Here is a 16,423-nt window from a genome sequence, read left to right as displayed (position 1 = left end):
CCACACTCCTGCGCGACGGCAGGGCCACACCCGGAATCAAGTGCAATGAGAATCTTGTCAGTGGAGTTCGCGGGTGCCATCGGGCAGATCGGGCAGGCGCCACCGGAGATTGCCGTTGGTGCTTTGCAGGTGGCGTTCGCGGGGCGGTCGAACGTGGGGAAGTCGTCGCTGATCAACCGGCTGCTGGGGAGGACGCGGACGGCGATCGCGCGCGTGTCGGCGGAACCGGGGAAGACGCAGGAGATCAACTTCTACCAGGTGCGGTCGGACCTGGGTGACTTCGTGCTCGTGGACCTGCCGGGGTACGGGTACGCCAAGGTGCCGCAGGGGCTGCGCGAGAAGTGGAGGCCGCTGATCCACGCCTTCCTCACGCACAATCCGGATTTGCGCGGTGTCGTGCAGCTGGTGGACGTGCGGAACGGGCCCAGCGAGGACGACGTGCGCTCCGTCGACTACCTGGCCGAGCTCGGCATCCCCGTGCTGTTTGTGCTCACCAAGGTCGACAAGCTCAACAGTCGTGAGAAGGGGAAACTTATCCCCAAAGCGATCCAGACGCTCGGGGTGGATGCGGACCAGGTGATCCTCTTCTCCGCCACCAAGGGGACGGGCCGCGACGAGTTGCTGGAGACGCTCGCCTCGCTGCTCTTCCCGGATGCAGAGGGCGAGGCGGGGGGCGACCGCGTCGAGGAGGAAGAGACGGAAGAGTGATGCGGGGCGCAAACGAAGAGGCCGGTGCGAGCGTTGGCTCGCACCGGCCTCTTTGCGCTTCCACGGCGGAGCGACGATCAACCGCCGCAGGTGAAGACCAGGCAGCCCGGAAGGAAAGCGATGGCCGCGAGGAGTGCCAGGCGATAGATCTTGCGAGTATGCATCGGCCGCTGGGTTCGAGGGATCACGGTTGACGCTCCGCCCCTGGCGCAAGGAGCAAACCCGCCCGCGTTCAGCGCGGTTTAGCCTCAAAGATGTTTCGGACTACCCACTGTGCAGTAGGAGGAACGGACGGTGCGTAGTGGGTCGGCGCGTAGTTCCCCGTCGGCCGATCGGGATCGTACGGCACCTCACGGGCGGCGGTCCTCGTAGGCCCGCAGCACAGTCGTGGCAGTCAAGACCTTCAAAGAGAAAGGGGGCGGCGTGGAGGGTCCAGTTCTTCGCGACGGACAGCTATTCTCCGACTTCATGGAGGGTGGGCTCCTGCTGGAAGCGCAGGTCTTAGAAGCTGCTTCAGAAATCCGGGAGCGATCGAAGCGAGGCTATAAGCAGGAGTGGAGGGATGCGCGGCTCCTGCTGACCGCGACCCTGGCGAAACTGCTGGCGGCGAAGAGTGGCGTCCCAGGCTCCACGAATCAAGGGCGCAGCGATCGTATTCTGCTCGTGGCGAGCTTCGTTCAGGGTATAGGGGTTACTGAGACGTTGATTTCAGAAGGTCAGTATATCAAAGCCGCCGCCGTCCTGAAACAGGACTACGAAATTCTCACACGGATTCGCGAGACGAAGGCTGGTGCCGCAAAACCGGGACAAACCCCCCAGGTCCGGCACGCCCCGGAAGGAAGCCAACATTTCTATGGTGACCTGAACAAGATCGCGCACCCATCAAATCCAGCTCTGATCGCGGAACTGCTCCAGGTTCAGCAAACCAACCAGGCGATCGGATCGAGCTTTGTGCCAAGATACGTTGAGCAGACCGCAAGCTCGCTCTATGAACTCCACGTGTGGTTGCTGTTGGAGAGCACACGTGAAGCAATATTGCTTATGGCAGAGTTGTACGGGGCGGAGGAAGCCTTCATGGCCGATGCATTGATCCAGTTCCATACGGCTCTCGCCGTGCTTGAACGCGCTGGGTTTCGGCCAAGCTTGTAGCGTTCTATCAGTCACGCGCAGAAATCATCCCGCCGAGGATTCGAACCCGTAGTCGGCACGCCTCAGAGTCGATAGAGCGCGAGGCGGCGCGGTCCATCTCTGCCGAGTGTCAAAGATCACCAGCTAATTCTCCCGGTGCGAGAATCAGCCAAAGATCGCCGTGCGCCTGCGGGTGAAGTCGTGCTCCGCCAGCATCGTGGCGATGGCGGAGACCATTTTGTCGCCGCCGATCACCGAGGGCTCGATGGGGTTGGCGAAGTCCTCGTCGGAGCCGCAGATGGAGCGCAGCTCGAGGACGGGGACGCCCGCCTCCAAGGCGACGCGCAGGATGGCGTCGTTGAAGACGGCGAGACCGAGGGCGGCGTAGCGGCGCTCCTCCGGGTCCGGGAAGACCGGGTTGTAGACGGTGCACACCGCGGTCGGAAGGCCGCGCGCGAGCACCTCACCAAGCATCGTGCGGTAGCGGGCTTCGAAGGGAGCCACGACGTCGCCCAGCATCGCCAGGCCCGCGCCCACGGTGCGGGCGCCGCGGTAGAGCACGTCCACGCTGCCGAGCGCGTCGTTGCCGCCGGCGCTCACAACCAGATGCGTGGCATCGGGCGGGATGCGGGCGATCTGGCGGCGTACGCCCTCCGTCACGGCGCCGTCGACCGCCACCAGCGTCGCCTGCCAGCCGACGGGACCAAGCCGGTCGCGCGCCTGCCGCACCACGTCCGGCCCGCCGCGCACGTAGGCGGCGTTGTCGAACACCGAATCTCCCATCAACACCAGGTGCGGCATCGTCAGTCCAGCGGGGGGGCAAAGGGTACCGGGAGCAGAAAGGAGCCGCCCTCCTCCCCCTCGTCCGGCTCGTCGAGCAGCCCCAGGAGCTGCAGGTGCCGGCGGCGCAGGCGGTTGGCGGCGAGGCGGGCCTCCTCCTCGGTGGCGCCGAAGCCTTCCCACGCCCACGCCTTCTCGTGCGGCGGGGCGCTCACCCAGGGCGAGTCCGCGCCGTGGATGCGCGGCGAGCGCCAGGGATGGCCAAAGGGGTCGAGGTAGGTGCCGAGCACCGCGCCCTCGCGGTTCAGCACCACGCCCCACGCGCCGCCCCGCCTCGCCCGCCGCCGCCGGAACCCGCTCCAGGCCCGCGGCACGTAGTCGAAGAGGACGACGACCGACGAGAGCAGCGCCAGCCCGACCGTCACTCCAAAGATCAAGTCACGCATCCCACATCCCTGTGCGCATCCTGTGCAGGCGCATACCGCGCCGTTGCCTGGAGATAAACCCCGTGCCGCGATCCGTTCCGCGTGTGCGGACCGGGGGCGTTCGGGGTCTACGGTGTGGACGCGTGAGAGGTTGCACGGGTCACCGAGGGGACGGGGTGCAGGGGACAGCGGTTAGCCTACAACGCCTGTGGCCGGCGGTTTCTGCCCGCTGTCCCCTACTCCCTAATCGTTCCGCACGGCACGCGGGTTGCCCCCGCTCCCCGCCTCACGCGGAACGGGAGGGCGATGTGGGGGACGGACGGATGGACGGCGCCGGCGGCGATCCGCAGGAGTCGGCGGGGACGGGGGTGCAGGGGAGCGGCGAGCATCCCTGGTGGAAGCACGGCGTCATCTACCAGATCTACCCGCGCTCGTACCAGGACACGAACGGCGACGGGGTGGGGGACCTGCCGGGGATCGAGGCGCGGCTCGACTACCTGGCGTGGCTCGGGGTGGACGCGACGTGGATCTCGCCCTTTTACCCGTCGCCGATGGTGGACTTCGGCTACGACGTGACTGACCACCGCGGCGTCGATCCCCGCTTCGGGACGCTGGACGACTTCGACGCGCTGGTGGCGGCGGCGCACGCGCGCGGCCTGCGCGTGATCCTCGACTACATTCCCAACCACACCTCGGACCAGCACCCGTGGTTCGCGGAATCGCGCCGCTCCCGCGACGATCCCAGGCGCGACTGGTACATCTGGCGCGATCCGGCGCCGGACGGCGGTGTGCCCAACAATTGGCAGAGCGCGTTTGGCGGGAGCGCGTGGACGCTGGACGAGGCCACGGGGCAGTACTACCTGCACTCGTTCCTCCGCGAGCAGCCGGACCTAAACTGGCGCAACCCGCGGGTGGAAGCGGAGATGCTGGAGGTGATCCGCTTCTGGATGGAGCGCGGCGTGGATGGCGTGCGCGTGGACGCTGTCCAGAAGGTCATCAAGGACGAGGCGCTCCGCGACGACCCGCCCAACCCCGACTACCGCCCCGGCGAGGACGACCCGTACGACGCCTATCTGCGCATTCTCTCCGGCGACCGGCCGGAGGTGCACGAGGTGATCGCCCGCATGCGCCGCGTGACCGACGCGTATCCCGACCGCGTGCTGATCGGCGAGATCTACAACGCCATCGAGCGGCTGATGCCGTATTACGGGCGCGACGGCGGCGGCTGCCACTTCCCCTACAACTTCCAGCTCATCAAGCTGCCGTGGGACGCGCGCACCATCGACGCGGCCATACGGCGCTACGAGGCGCTCCTGCCTTCCGGCGGGTGGCCCAACTGGGTCCTGGGGAACCACGACCGCCACCGCATCGCCAGCCGCGTGGGCCCGGCGCAGGCGCGCGTCGCGGCGATGCTGCTCCTCACCCTGCGCGGCACCCCCACGCTGTACTACGGCGACGAGATCGGGATGCGCGACGTGCCCATTCCGCCCGAGCGGGTGCAGGATCCGTGGGAGAAGAACCTCCCGGGCCAGGGCCTCGGCCGTGACCCGGAGCGCACCCCCATGCAGTGGGACGCATCGCCCGGCGCCGGTTTCACGACGGGGGAGCCGTGGCTTCCGCTGGGCGACTTCGCGCGGATCAACGTCGAAGCCCAGCGCGGCGACCCGGCGTCGCTCCTCTCCCTCCACCGCCGTCTGATCGCGTTGCGCCGCGCCGAGCCCGCGCTCTCCCTGGGCGGCTGGACGCCGGTGGACGCGGAAGGGGACGTGCTGGCGTACATCCGCTCGGGAGGTGGCGCGCGGTTCCTGGTGGCGCTCAACCTGGGCCCCGCACCGGCGCGCCTCGCGGGCGAGTGGTCGGGCGAGATCGCGGTATCCACGCACCCGAACGCGGACGGGAGGGCGGTAAGCGGCGCCCTGGAGCTGCGCGGGGACGAGGGATTGGCTGTGCGGCTCCGGGCGTAGAACCTGCGCACCGGCGCGCCCCGTTCATAGCCACGAACCCGGGGGAGGAGCGAGAACGAATGTCCACGCAGGCTCTGGTCGACGCGGTGGGGCGCCACGCCCGCCCGCTCCGCGACGACGCGGATCTGGACCCGCTGATGGAGCGCATCGGCGACGCACGCGTCGTGCTGCTGGGCGAGGCGTCGCACGGCACCTCGGAGTTCTACACCTGGCGCCACCGCATCAGCCGGCGCCTGGTGGAGGAGAAGGGCTTCCACTTCATCGCCGTCGAGGGCGACTGGCCGGACTGCTACCTGGTCAACCGCTACGCCAAGGGGCTGCCCGCCGGCGGCGCCACCGCGCGCGAGGTGCTGCACGCCTTCTCCCGCTGGCCAACCTGGATGTGGGCGAACGAGGAGGTGGTGGCGCTGGCGGAATGGATGCGCTCCCACAACGCCAGCGTCCCCGAGGAGCGGCGCGTCGGCTTCTACGGCCTGGACGTGTACTCGCTGTGGGACTCGATGGACGTCGTCACGCGCTACCTCGAAAAGGTGGACCCGCAGCTCGCCGCCCGCGCGCGCGGCTCGTACGGCTGCTTCGACCCCTACCAGCAGGACGTGCAGGAGTACGCGATGGCGACCGCCCTCGTCCCCACCGACTGCGAAGACGAGGTGGTGCAGATCCTCGGCGAGATGCGGGCAAAGGGGCCGAACTACGAGGAGGAGGGGCGCGAGGCGTTCTTCAACGCCGAGCAGAACGCGCTGGTGGCGCTGAACGCGGAGCGCTACTACCGCACCATGGTGCGCGGCGGCTCGGCGTCGTGGAACGTGCGCGACACCCACATGATCGAGACGCTGGAGCGCCTGCTGGAGCACCACGGCCCCGGCTCCAAGGCCATCGTGTGGGAGCACAACACGCACGTGGGCGACGCCCGCGCGACGGACATGGCGCGCGCCGGAATGGTCAACGTGGGGCAGCTCGCGCGCGAGCGGTGGGGCGAGCAGGTGGTGATCGCCGGCTTCTCGTCGTACGCCGGCTCGGTGATCGCGGGCCAGCAGTGGGGCGCGCCCATGCAGCGCATGCTCGTGCCCGAGGCGCGCGAGGGGAGCTGGGAGCGCATCTTCCACGACGCTGGCGCCGAGGACAAGCTGGTGATGGTGGAAGATCTGGACGAAGCGGAGGGAGGCCTGGACCCGCGCGGACACCGGGCCATCGGCGTGGTCTACAACCCGCAGGCGGAGCGCTTCGGCAACTACGTCTCCACCGTGATGCCGTACCGCTACGACGCCATGCTCTACATCGATCGCTCCACCGCGCTGCGCCCGCTGCACCTGGAGCCGCGCGAGGACCGGGAGCCGGCGGATACGTTTCCGTCGGGGATGTGAGGGGCGGGCCCTCACCCCCGGCTCGTTACACTCGCCTGCCCCCTCTCGGGTCGGCGGGTTTTTGAGCCGCGCAGAGTGCCCCCTCCCCCCGACCCCCTCCCCCGCCTGCGGGGGCGCAGGGCGGGTGAGGGGGAGAATTCGGCGCGGGCCGCACGGATCTGGTAGGGGCGCGATTTATCGCGCCCACTCTCTCCCCCACCTCGACCACCGCGCCACATACCCGAACTGGTAGGGGCAGACCTGCGTGTCTGCCCACCCTTGCCCCGTCTCTGTGTCCGCTCTTCAGACCAAACCGGGTAGGGGCCGCCCCGCGTGGCTGCCCGTGCCTTTCGCTACTCCGTCCTCCGCGATTGCGCCGACGTGTGCGACGGCCGGGTGGCCGGCGCCTGCGCGGGGGCAGGCACGGGCGCGATGAATCGCGCCCCCACAGGATGTGCGCGATTCCGCACCGATGCATGCAAATCCCCCCTCCCCCAAGCAGTTTTGGGGGAAGGGGATGCGTCGCGGAGCGACACTGGGGGTGGGGGGGGCTACCCCTTCTCCGGCGCGGTGCGGAGGTGGCGCTCGATGGTGCGGAGGAGGGTGTGCGTGTTGATCGGCTTCAGGATGTACTCCGCGCAGCCGGCTTCCATGCACGCCCGGCGGCTCCCCGCGTCGTCGCGGCCGGTGAGGGCAATTACGGGGATCTCGGCGGTGACGGGCTGGGCCTTGAGGGCGCGAACGACGTCCAGGCCGTCCATCCCGGGGAGGCCCATGTCCAGGAGCACCAGGTCCGGCGCGTGCTCGGTGGCGGTGCGGACGGCTTCGTGGCCGTCCTCGGCCGAGTGCACGCGGTAGCCGGTCTCTTCCAGGAGGATGGTGAAGGCGGTGCGGATCGGCTCGCTGTCTTCCACCAGCAGGACAGAGGCGAGCTTCACGAAGGCTCCCCGCCGTTGCCGGAGGTCTCGACGGCGGCCTCGGCGCTGGGAAGGGTGAAGAAGAAGCGGCTGCCGCGGCCCAGCTCGCTCTGCACCCGGATGTCGCCGCCGTGCAGCTGCACGAACTGCCGCGCGATCGCCAGCCCCAGCCCCGTGCCGTGGTGCGCGCGCGCGCGGGAGGTGTCCACCTGCGCGAACTCCTGGAAGATCAGCTCGTGGTACTGCGGGTCGATGCCGATCCCCGTGTCCGTGACGGCGATCTCCACCCAATCCGGACGCTCGGGGGCGCGGCGGGCCTCCACCACCAGATGGCCCTCCTCCGGGGTGAACTTGATGGCGTTGCCGATCAGGTTCCCCAGCACGTGCGCTACCTTGTCCTTGTCCGCCCGCACCGGCGGGAGCCCCGGCTCGGCACGCACGTCGAAGTTCAGGTGCTTGCGGTCCAGGAGCGACGCGTTCATCCCATGCACGCCGTGCACCACCTCCTCCACCGGGAACTCGGTGGTCTGCAGCGTGATGGCCTGCGCGTTGGTGCGGGCGTAGGTGAGGATCTCCTCGATCATCCCCAGGAGCTGGCGGCAGGCGCCGATCATCGACTCGATGGCGTCCGTCTGCCGCGTGCTCAGCTCCCCCAGCAGCCCGTCGCGCAGGATCTCGCCGTAGGTGACGATGGCGGTGAGCGGGGTGCGCAGCTCGTGCGAGACGTTGGTGAGGAACTGGCTCTTGGCCACGTCCAGGTTGCGGAGCTCCAGCACGAGGCGCTCCAGCTCCTCGATGCGCTGCCCGGTACCGCGGGCGCCCTCGTCGTCCGACTCCAGCACGAGGTCGTGCGGGGGCCCGGCGCGCGGCGGCTCCACAATGCGGAACCCTTCGCGGGCCAGCACGTCGCGCAGCCGCGCCGCCTCCTTGTCCCCCTGGATGGAAAGCCGGAGATCGTTCATGCCCGCCCGGAAGTGAAACGTTTGTAGACCCTCAATCTAGGCCTCCCGCGAAGCGGCGGCAAGGAGATCGCCCCCGTCCAGATCCTCCGCCAGCAGCTGCCGCCGCTGGAGCGCCGCGTACACGCCGCCGCGCTGCAGCAGCTCGGTGTGCGTCCCCTGCTCGGCCACCCGGCCGTCGTCCAGCACCAGGATCAGCTCCGCGTGCATCACCGCGGTCACGCGGTGGCTGACGATGATGGAGGTTCGCTCCTCCAGTACGCCGCGCAGTCCTTCCAGGATCTCATATTCAGTGTGCGTGTCCACGGCGGAGAGCGCGTCGTCCAGCACCAGCACCCGCGCCTCCCGCGCGATGGCGCGGGCCAGGGCCGCGCGCTGCTTCTGCCCGCCGGAAAGGTTGATCCCACGCTCTCCCAGCAGCGTGTCGTACCCCGCCGGGAAGGCGCCGACGGTCTCGTGCAGCCGCGCGACCTTTGCGGCGGCGCGCACCCGTTCGGCCCGGCGCTCCGGGTCCGGCTCGTGGAAGCCGAGCGCCAGGTTGTCCTCGATGGTGGTGGAGAAGAGGAAGGTGTCCTGCGGCACGACCGCGACCTCCGCCCTCAGGCGCTCCAGCGGCCAGAGGCTCACCGGCACCCCGTCGAGCCACACCGCGCCCTCGCTGGGATCGTACGTCCGGGTCAGGAGCTGCACCACCGTGCTCTTGCCGCTCCCCGTGGGGCCCACGATGGCCACCGTGGCGCCAGGCGGGACGCGGAAGCTGACGTCGCGGAGGACGTCGCGCCCGGTGCCGGGGTAGCGGAACGACACCCCGCGGAACTCGATCTCCCCGCGCACCCGCTCCGGCGCGGCCGCGTCCGGCGCGTCGGCGACGGCGGGGACGGCGTCCAGCACCCGCGACACGCGCCCCATGGATGCGGCGCCGCGCTGGAAGAGGTTCACCACCCATCCGAGCGCGATCATCGGCCAGATCAGCATCCCCAGGTAGAGGATGAAGACCACGAAGTCGCCATTGGTGATGTCGCCCGCCATGATCGCCCGCCCGCCCACCCAGAGCGCCGTCATCATCGCCAGCCCGCCGAGCAGCCCCAGCGATGGGTAGAAGAGCCCGGAGGTGCGCGCCAGCTCCACGTTGCGCAGCAGGTACTCGTGCGAGATGTCGCGGAAGCGGCGGCTCTGGTACTCCTCCTGGCCGTACGCCTTCACGATGCGCTGCCCCGCCAGGTTCTCCTGCGCCACGGTGGAGAGGAGGCCCTGCTGCTCCTGGATCTTCTCGAACCGCTCGTGAATCACCTTGCCGAACCAGATGGTTACGGGCGGCAGGAGGAGGATGGGGATCAGCGTGGCGCCCGTCATCCAGGCGTCGATCCACACCATCCGCGTGAGCGCGAAGAGGGCGAAGGTGATGGTGCTGGCGAGGTACATGTACGCGGGCCCGGCCACCTGGCGCACCGCGGCGATGTCGCTGGTGGCGCGGCTCATGATGTCGCCCGTGGGGTGCTGGGCGTAGAAGCCGGCGTCCAGCCGCAGCAGCCGCTCGAAGAAGTCGTTGCGCAGGTCCAGCTCCACCCAGCGCGACACGCCGTTGAGGATCTCGCGCATGCCGTAGCGCGCGGCGCCTGCCAGGAACGCCACTCCCAGCGAGAGCGCGGCGTAGCGGAAGACGGTCATGCGCGTGGTTCCGGGCACCGCGAGCGCGTCGATCCCCCATTTGACGCACTCCAGGCTCAGCACGCTCAGCGCATTCGCCGCCACTACCATCACCATCCCCCACGCGATCTTCCCGCGGTAGCGGCGGAGGTAGGGGATCAGCGCTCTCAACTGCTTCACGTACACCTCTGTGGGCCGTGGCACCCGTGCGTGCGGAGTTGCAGCTTAATGCGTTGTACCGTGTCTGTACAAGGCTTGTGCTGTAACGAATGAGCGCCCCACCCCTCTCTGCGGATGGAGCGCTCCTCTTCGGCCAGCGCGGGGCAGGTTAGGGGCCCGGGCGAGTGAACTCGCTGCAACAACAGCACAAAGTCCGCCTCCGCGGACTCCGGGTCCGATGCCGCGTTTCTGGAGCCGGCTTCAGCCGCCTTCCCGTGATTCCAGCCGAGGGCTTCAGCGCCCGGCGGTGCGGCACCGGCCTCCGGCGTTCGGCACCCAATCCCGCCCTCCGAGCCTGCGAAGGGAGGCTTCCCGCAGTTGTTGCAGCGGTTTCAACCGCCGGGTTTCCCCTACTGCACCACCGGCCTCGCCACCTCCGTCACCCCCACGGCGGCGCCGCCGCGGCGCGGGTCGGCGACGGCGGTCATGGCGCCGTTGGTGACCACGATGGACTGCACGTCGCCCTGGAAGCCCTGGCGCTCGGCCATGGCGTGGCCCATCGCGCGGAGCCGGGATACGGTGGCCGCGTCCAGGCCGCGGCGCTCGAAGCGGAGCGAGTCCGGGAGGTGCTGGTGGTGGAGGCGCGGGGCGGAGGTGGCGGTCGCCACGTCCATCCCGAAGTCCACCACGTTGGATACCTGCTGCACGATGGAGGTGATGATGGTGGAGCCGCCCGGCGTCCCCGTCACCAGCTTCACCCGGCCGGAGGGGTCGAGGACGATGGTGGGCGTCATCGCCGAGAGCATGCGCTTGCCGGGGGCGACGGCGTTGGCGGCGCCCTGCACCAGCCCGAACTGGTTGGGAACGCCGGGCTTGGAGGTGAAGTCGTCCATCTCGTTGTTGAGCAGGAAGCCCGCCCCCGGTACCGTCACCAGGTTTCCGTACAGCGAGTTGATGGTGGTGGTGACCGACACCGCGTTCCCCCGCTGGTCCATGATGGAGTAGTGCGTCGTCTCCGTCCCCTCGGTGGGGGGCGCGCCCAGGCCGGGCGCCACCTCGGCGGAGGTGGTGGCGCGGTCGCGGCGGATGGTGGCGCGGCGGGTGGCGGCGTAGGCGTCCGAGATCATCCGCGCGGTGGGCTGCGGGACGAAGTCGGGGTCGGCCAGGTACGCGTTGCGGTCCGCGTACGCCCGGCGCGCGGCCTCGGCGAAGAGGTGCACGTGCTCGGGCCCCATGAACCTCATCCGCCGCAGGTCGTAGCCCTCCAGGATCTTGAGCATCGCCGCCATCGTGGGGCCGCCGGAGGAGGGGGGGGGCATGGAGATCACCTCGTGGCCGCGGTAGCGGAAGCGGACCGGGTCGCGCCATACGGCCCGGTAGCGCCCCATGTCCTCGCGCGTGATCAGCCCGCCGCCGCGCCTCATCTCCGCTTCCACCAGCTCGGCGGTGCGTCCGGTGTAGAAGCCGTCGCGCCCGTTGCGCGCCACGCGTCGCAGCGTCTCGGCGAGGTCGGTCTGCACCAGGCGGTCGCCCACGCGCAGCGGCTCGCCGCGGCGGGTGAAGATGCGCGCCGTCTCCGCGTTCTTGACCAGCTCCTTGCGGTTGTTGTAGAACGACTGCGCCAGCCGCTGGTGCACCACGATCCCGTCGGCCAGGTTCGCCGCCGGCTCCACCAGCTCGGCCCAGGGAAGGCGCCCGAACCGCTTGTGTGCCTCCCACATCCCCGCCACGGAGCCGGGGACGCCGGCCGCCAGGTGCCCCTCGGTGGACTTGCTGGTGACGTTCCCCGCGGCGTCCAGGAACATGTCGCGGGTGGCGCGCCCCGGCGCCATCTCGCGGAAGTCGAGCGAGGCGGTCGTCCCGTCCGCCATCCTCACCACCATGAACCCGCCCCCGCCGATGTTGCCGGCCTCGGGGTTGACCACGGCGAGCGCGAAGTGCGTGGCGACCGCAGCATCCACCGCGTTGCCGCCGCGGCGCAGGATCTCGGCTCCCACTTCGCTCGCCATGCGGTCGGTCGTCACCACCATACCGGCGGTGGAGCGTACCGGAGCGATCCCCCCGCGCGGGTGCTCCCACGCCGGCGCGAAGAGGCGCGAAGTGTCCTGCGCCACGCCTACATGCGCGGGAGCGGCCCCGCCCTGCCCGATCACCAGAACCATGAGCGGAAGGACGGGAACGAGTGCGGCGCGGCGGAGATTCATGCGAATGGACGGTGCGGGTGAAGGGACGGCAAACTTCTTAGTGCTAAGTCCTAAGTCCTAAGTCCTAAGTGCTGCAGTGAACGAGCGCACTCACGCATTAACGCACTCACGCACCGCTGTTCAGCACTTAGCACTCAGCACTCAGCACTTCCTTTCATGCTACACCCGCCGCCCGCGCCCGGCCAGCCCCCGTAAACACCCGCCGCAACGGCTGCGCTCTTGCATCGGGGCCGATCTCCGCCCACGTTGGGGCGTGCGTGCGCGGGGCGGTCCCGCGCCTTTCCCCACTCGACGCGATGACCCAGAGACCCCCGCTGGACCCGCGCCTCACCGAGCAGCGCAACCCCGCCACCACGGAGATCGACCGCCTTTCGGCGCTGGAGATCGTCCGGGTGATCAACGAGGAAGACCACAAGATCGCCCCCTCCGTCGCCACGCAGCTGGAGCAGATCGCCGAGGCGGTGGAGATCGCCGCCGACTGCTTCCGCAACGGCGGGCGGCTGGTGTACTTCGGCGCCGGGACCTCCGGCCGCCTGGGCGTGCTGGACGCATCGGAGATGCCCCCCACCTACGGCATCGACCCCAGCCTGGTGCGCGGGGTGATCGCCGGCGGGTACGAGGCCCTCACCAACGCCATCGAGGGCGCCGAGGACAGCCGGGAGGAGGGCGCCCGCGCCGTCGACGATATGAAGGTGGGGACGGGCGACTTCGCCTTCGGCATCGCCGCCTCGGGCACCACGCCGTACGTGCACGGGGCGCTGGCGCGGGCCAGGGAGCGCGGCGCCCGCACCGGCTTCCTCCTCTGCACCCCGCCCGCGGACTGGATGCTGGAGAAGTACGACGTGGTGATCGCGCCGCTCCCCGGCCCGGAGGTGGTGACGGGGAGCACGCGCATGAAGGCGGGGACGGCCACCAAGCTGGTGCTCAACACCCTCACCACCGGCGCGATGATCCGCACGGGGAAGGTGTTCGGCAACCTGATGGTGGACCTGCGCGCCACCAACGAGAAGCTGCGCGACCGCAGCGAGCGCATCCTCATGGAAACGCTCGACCTGGAGCGCGACGCCGCCCGCGCCCTCCTGGCCCGCGCCGGCGGCAGCGTCAAGACGGCGATGGTCATGTTCTGGTGCGGCACCGACCGCGACGAGTCCACCCGCGTGTTGCTGCGCGCGGGCGGGCGGCTGGGCGACGTGCTCAAGAGCGCGCGGTGACGTTCCCGGGCACCTTTGAGTGGATGACGGAGCTCCAGCACCGTCTGATGATCTTTCCCGCGCGTCCGCCCTCGGAAGTGGAGTGGGAAGAGCTGCTCGCGCGGCTGGACCTCGCGCCCCGGGCGTTCCAGTTGGCCTCGGACGATGTCGGCGGCAACCCCCGGGTGGTCCATGTACTCGCCTCGGCGTTCGCGCTGGAGAACTGGTTCGCGATCGCGCTTAAGGAGCTGCAGGCCGGCGGCATGATTCCGCTCGGCTTCGGATTTATCCCGGCCGCGGGGGGCACAACGGCGGCCCGGGAGGTGCTCGACGGGTTCTCGGCGTTGCGCGCGCGCAACTTCGCGGCGCTCCAGCGAAGGGGGATTGACGTGTGGGAGTGGAGCGCCGCCACCAAGGAGGAGGGAGGGCGTGTGACGACCTTCCAGGCCGTGTCGGCCGTGGTGGAGATGGACGGCCGGCACCTGGCCGTCCTCCGCGGCGACGCGGCGAGGTAGCGCGATGCTGATCGTGGGGCTGATGTCCGGCACCTCGCTGGACGGGGTGGACGCCGCGCTGGTGGAGGTGGCGGGGGAGGGGATCGAGGACGTGCGGGCCAGCGTCGTCCGCGCCATCACCCTGCCGTACGACGAGGCGCGCCGCACGGCCATCCACGACGGCATCCTTGCCGGCACCGCCGAGGCGCTCTGCGGGCTGCACGCGGATCTGGGCGAGTGGATGGCGGAGGCGGTTGTGCGGGTTTGCCGCGAGGCGGACGTTGATCTTTCCGCGGTCGATGCGGTCGGGTCGCACGGGCAGACGGTGTGGCACCGGCCGCCGGCCGGCTCCCGCCGCGGCGCTACGCTCCAGCTCGGCGATGCCGCGACGATCGCGGAGCGCACGGGAATCGCGGTGGTATCCGACTTCCGCACGCGCGACATGGCGGCGGGGGGGCAGGGGGCGCCGCTGGTGCCGTGGGTGGACCAGCTCCTCTTCTCGGTGCCGGACCGGGCGCGCGCCCTGCAGAACATCGGCGGAATCGGCAACGTGACGCGCGTGCCGCCTCGCGGGTCAGGAGAGGAGGTGTTCGCCTTCGACACGGGACCGGGGAACGCGCTGATCGACGCGGCGGTGGAGATCGCGACGGGGGGGAAGCTGACCTTCGACCGCGACGGCAGGCTGGCCGCGCGCGGCACGGTGGACGAGTCGCTCCTGGCCGACCTCCTGCGCCACCCGTACTTCGCCGCGGAGCCGCCCAAGAGCACGGGGCGCGAGGAGTTCGGGCGCCCGTTCGTCGCGAAGCTGGTGGAGCTGCTGGAGCCCGAGGGAGACCAGGACTGGATGGATCTCGTCGCCACGATGACCGAGCTGACCGCCCGCACCATTGCGGACGCGTACCGCCGCTGGCTCATTCCGCGCGGCCTGGACGAGGTGATCCTCACCGGCGGCGGGGCGATGAACCCGACGCTGGTGGCCCGCATCCGCGCCCTGCTCCATCCGCTGCCGCTGGTGGACGGCGCCTCGCTCGGCGTCGATCCCGAGGCGAAGGAGGCGGTCGCCTTCGCCGTGCTGGCCTGGGCCCACCTGCGTGGCATCCCCGCCAACCTCCCCTCCGCGACGGGGGCGGCGGGGCCGCGCGTCCTGGGCTCGCTCACCCCCGGCTTACTGCGAGTGAACGCGTGAAGCTAGTCCGCCCGCGCACCCGAATGGCACCCTGGCCGGCACGCCTTCTGGCGCTGCCGCTGCTCGCCGTGCTTTCCGGCTGCTTCCTCGTGGGCGGAGGCGCCGGCCCGGGGCCGGACCGTCTGCAGGCGCGCGTCACGCGCATCCTGGACGCGGAGACGCCCTCGCCCGCGTACTACCGGGAGCGCGCCCGGCTGGAGGTGCTGGGGCGCGAGCTGGACGAGGTGCTCATCCGCATGGTGCTCGACCCGGGGATCGCGGAGCACGTGCGCGCCAACGCCGTCACGCTCCTGGCGGACCGTGGCTCGCCGGGAGCGCTCACTCTGCTGCGCCGCATCCTGATCTCCAGCGCGGACGACGGGGTGCGGCTGGCGGCGGTTGCGGGGGTGCAGCGCTTCGCCGTCGACTCGCCGCAGGCCCGCAACGCCCTGCGCGCCGCCGTCGGCGACCCGTCGCCGCGCGTGCGGCTGAACGCGCTGCAGGGGCTGGACGTGGAGGACGTGGGGCTCCTGCGCTCCGTGGCGGCGCGCGAGCCGGACCCGCAGGTGAAGCTGATCGCCCAGCAGCTCATCACGCTCTTCGAATCGCGCGGGGGTCCGCTGGCGCGCAACGCCCGCGGCGAGCTGCGCACCACGGCGGCGGACTCCGCCCCGCAGATCGTCTTCCACACGGAGTCGGCGGACACGATCGGTGGGCTGCGGGTGGGGTCGCTCTGGATTGAGCTTCCGCGGGCGCGGCTGGTGCCGCTGGCGCAGGGGGTGGAGGTGGTGGACAGCGTCGTCCCCGCCTTCCTGAACAGCGGCCGCACGATGGTGGTCTACGAGGCGGGGCGCATGATCCACGTCCGCAACCTGCGCAGCGGGGAGACGCGGGTGGTGGCGCCCGGGATCGCGCCGCGCCCCCTTCCGCTCACGGACCGCTTCGTCTTCCTGCAGGAGGTCCCCTCCGAACGGCAGGACACCGCGGGGGGCACCAGCCTGGTGTACCGCGTGATACGGGCTCCCTTCGCGGGCGGCCCCACGGAGCGCCTCGGCCTGGTGAGCGCCGTCGCGCGTCCCGAGCGGCACCGCGGCGCCTCGCCGGTGCGGCGCATGGTGGTGGGCGAACTGCGCCAGGGTTTCGTGCTGCGCGCGCCCGGCATGGCGCCGTTCGTGCTGCCGCCCGGGCCGACGGAGCCGCCGGCAAGGCCGTAGAGAGGTGCGTGAGTGCAGGGAATGGGGGATGGGGAATGGGGAATGGGGAATGGGGAATGGGGAATGGGGAATGGGGGGACCGGGGAACAGGGGAAGACAGGCAGGGAACCATAGCCCCCCCATTTT

Annotated in this window: 14 protein-coding genes; 8 read left to right on the top strand and 6 right to left on the bottom strand. The window is 70.3% G+C overall.

Going from position 1 to position 16,423, the window contains the following annotated elements; translation table 11 throughout:
- Nucleotides 1-45: 45 nt before the first annotated feature.
- Together yihA and VF584_21885 are read left to right on the top strand one after the other, a co-directional pair.
- Complete coding sequence (gene yihA / locus VF584_21890) at nt 46-708, top strand: ribosome biogenesis GTP-binding protein YihA/YsxC (GenBank protein ID HEX8212843.1); 663 nt, start codon at nt 46-48, stop codon at nt 706-708.
- 387 nt (nt 709-1,095) lie between these two features.
- On the top strand, nt 1,096-1,857 hold the full coding sequence (locus tag VF584_21885; protein HEX8212842.1) for a hypothetical protein: 762 nt from the start codon (nt 1,096-1,098) through the stop codon (nt 1,855-1,857).
- 144 nt (nt 1,858-2,001) lie between these two features.
- Here the strand turns inward: VF584_21885 and VF584_21880 are convergent, their stop codons facing one another.
- Both VF584_21880 and VF584_21875 read right to left on the bottom strand, forming a co-directional pair.
- Nucleotides 2,002-2,637 (bottom strand): SGNH/GDSL hydrolase family protein, encoded by a 636-nt coding sequence (locus VF584_21880; protein HEX8212841.1) that lies wholly within the window; start codon nt 2,635-2,637, stop codon nt 2,002-2,004.
- A 2-nt stretch (nt 2,638-2,639) separates the two neighbouring features.
- Complete coding sequence (locus VF584_21875) at nt 2,640-3,062, bottom strand: hypothetical protein (protein ID HEX8212840.1); 423 nt, start codon at nt 3,060-3,062, stop codon at nt 2,640-2,642.
- 287 nt (nt 3,063-3,349) lie between these two features.
- On the opposite strand from VF584_21875, the gene VF584_21870 reads away from it, so the two are divergent.
- Nucleotides 3,350-5,005: an alpha-amylase family glycosyl hydrolase gene (locus VF584_21870; protein HEX8212839.1), complete on the top strand. Its 1,656-nt coding sequence runs from the start codon at nt 3,350-3,352 to the stop codon at nt 5,003-5,005.
- A 59-nt stretch (nt 5,006-5,064) separates the two neighbouring features.
- Nucleotides 5,065-6,369: an erythromycin esterase family protein gene (locus tag VF584_21865; protein HEX8212838.1), complete on the top strand. Its 1,305-nt coding sequence runs from the start codon at nt 5,065-5,067 to the stop codon at nt 6,367-6,369.
- A 530-nt stretch (nt 6,370-6,899) separates the two neighbouring features.
- Here the strand turns inward: VF584_21865 and VF584_21860 are convergent.
- The 4 genes from VF584_21860 to ggt form a co-directional block, all read right to left on the bottom strand.
- Complete coding sequence (locus VF584_21860; GenBank protein ID HEX8212837.1) at nt 6,900-7,286, bottom strand: response regulator; 387 nt, start codon at nt 7,284-7,286, stop codon at nt 6,900-6,902.
- Nucleotides 7,283-8,227, bottom strand: coding sequence for a HAMP domain-containing sensor histidine kinase (locus tag VF584_21855; GenBank protein ID HEX8212836.1), 945 nt, complete (start codon nt 8,225-8,227; stop codon nt 7,283-7,285). The genes VF584_21860 and VF584_21855 overlap by 4 nt, the downstream gene beginning before the upstream one ends.
- 36 nt (nt 8,228-8,263) lie before the next feature.
- A complete protein-coding gene (locus VF584_21850) occupies nt 8,264-10,051 on the bottom strand; it encodes an ABC transporter ATP-binding protein (protein ID HEX8212835.1) in 1,788 nt (595 codons plus the stop codon).
- A gap of 389 nt (nt 10,052-10,440) precedes the next feature.
- Nucleotides 10,441-12,234, bottom strand: a complete 1,794-nt coding sequence (ggt, locus tag VF584_21845; GenBank protein HEX8212834.1) for a gamma-glutamyltransferase — start codon at nt 12,232-12,234, stop codon at nt 10,441-10,443.
- 296 nt (nt 12,235-12,530) lie between these two features.
- On the opposite strand from ggt, the gene murQ reads away from it, so the two are divergent.
- Genes murQ through VF584_21825 form a run of 4 tightly spaced genes read left to right on the top strand, consistent with a single transcriptional unit; the run spans nt 12,531 to nt 16,297 of the window.
- Nucleotides 12,531-13,445: an N-acetylmuramic acid 6-phosphate etherase gene (gene murQ / locus VF584_21840; protein HEX8212833.1), complete on the top strand. Its 915-nt coding sequence runs from the start codon at nt 12,531-12,533 to the stop codon at nt 13,443-13,445.
- The gene (locus VF584_21835; GenBank protein ID HEX8212832.1) at nt 13,442-13,939 is read left to right on the top strand and encodes a hypothetical protein; all 498 of its coding nucleotides are present in this window, start codon (nt 13,442-13,444) and stop codon (nt 13,937-13,939) included. Before murQ ends, VF584_21835 begins: the two co-directional genes overlap by 4 nt.
- Nucleotides 13,940-13,943: 4 nt before the next feature.
- On the top strand, nt 13,944-15,104 hold the full coding sequence (locus VF584_21830) for an anhydro-N-acetylmuramic acid kinase (protein HEX8212831.1): 1,161 nt from the start codon (nt 13,944-13,946) through the stop codon (nt 15,102-15,104).
- Between the two features lie 23 nt (nt 15,105-15,127).
- Nucleotides 15,128-16,297 carry a HEAT repeat domain-containing protein gene (locus tag VF584_21825; protein ID HEX8212830.1) on the top strand — a complete coding sequence of 390 codons (1,170 nt, stop codon included), beginning with the start codon at nt 15,128-15,130 and terminating at the stop codon, nt 16,295-16,297.
- Nucleotides 16,298-16,423: the final 126 nt, after the last annotated feature.

The sequence above is a fragment of the Longimicrobium sp. genome, assembly GCA_036389135.1.
Lineage (GTDB): Bacteria > Gemmatimonadota > Gemmatimonadetes > Longimicrobiales > Longimicrobiaceae > Longimicrobium.
Note: the sequence above shows the minus strand (reverse complement) of the source record. Positions and strands in the feature narration are given on the sequence as shown.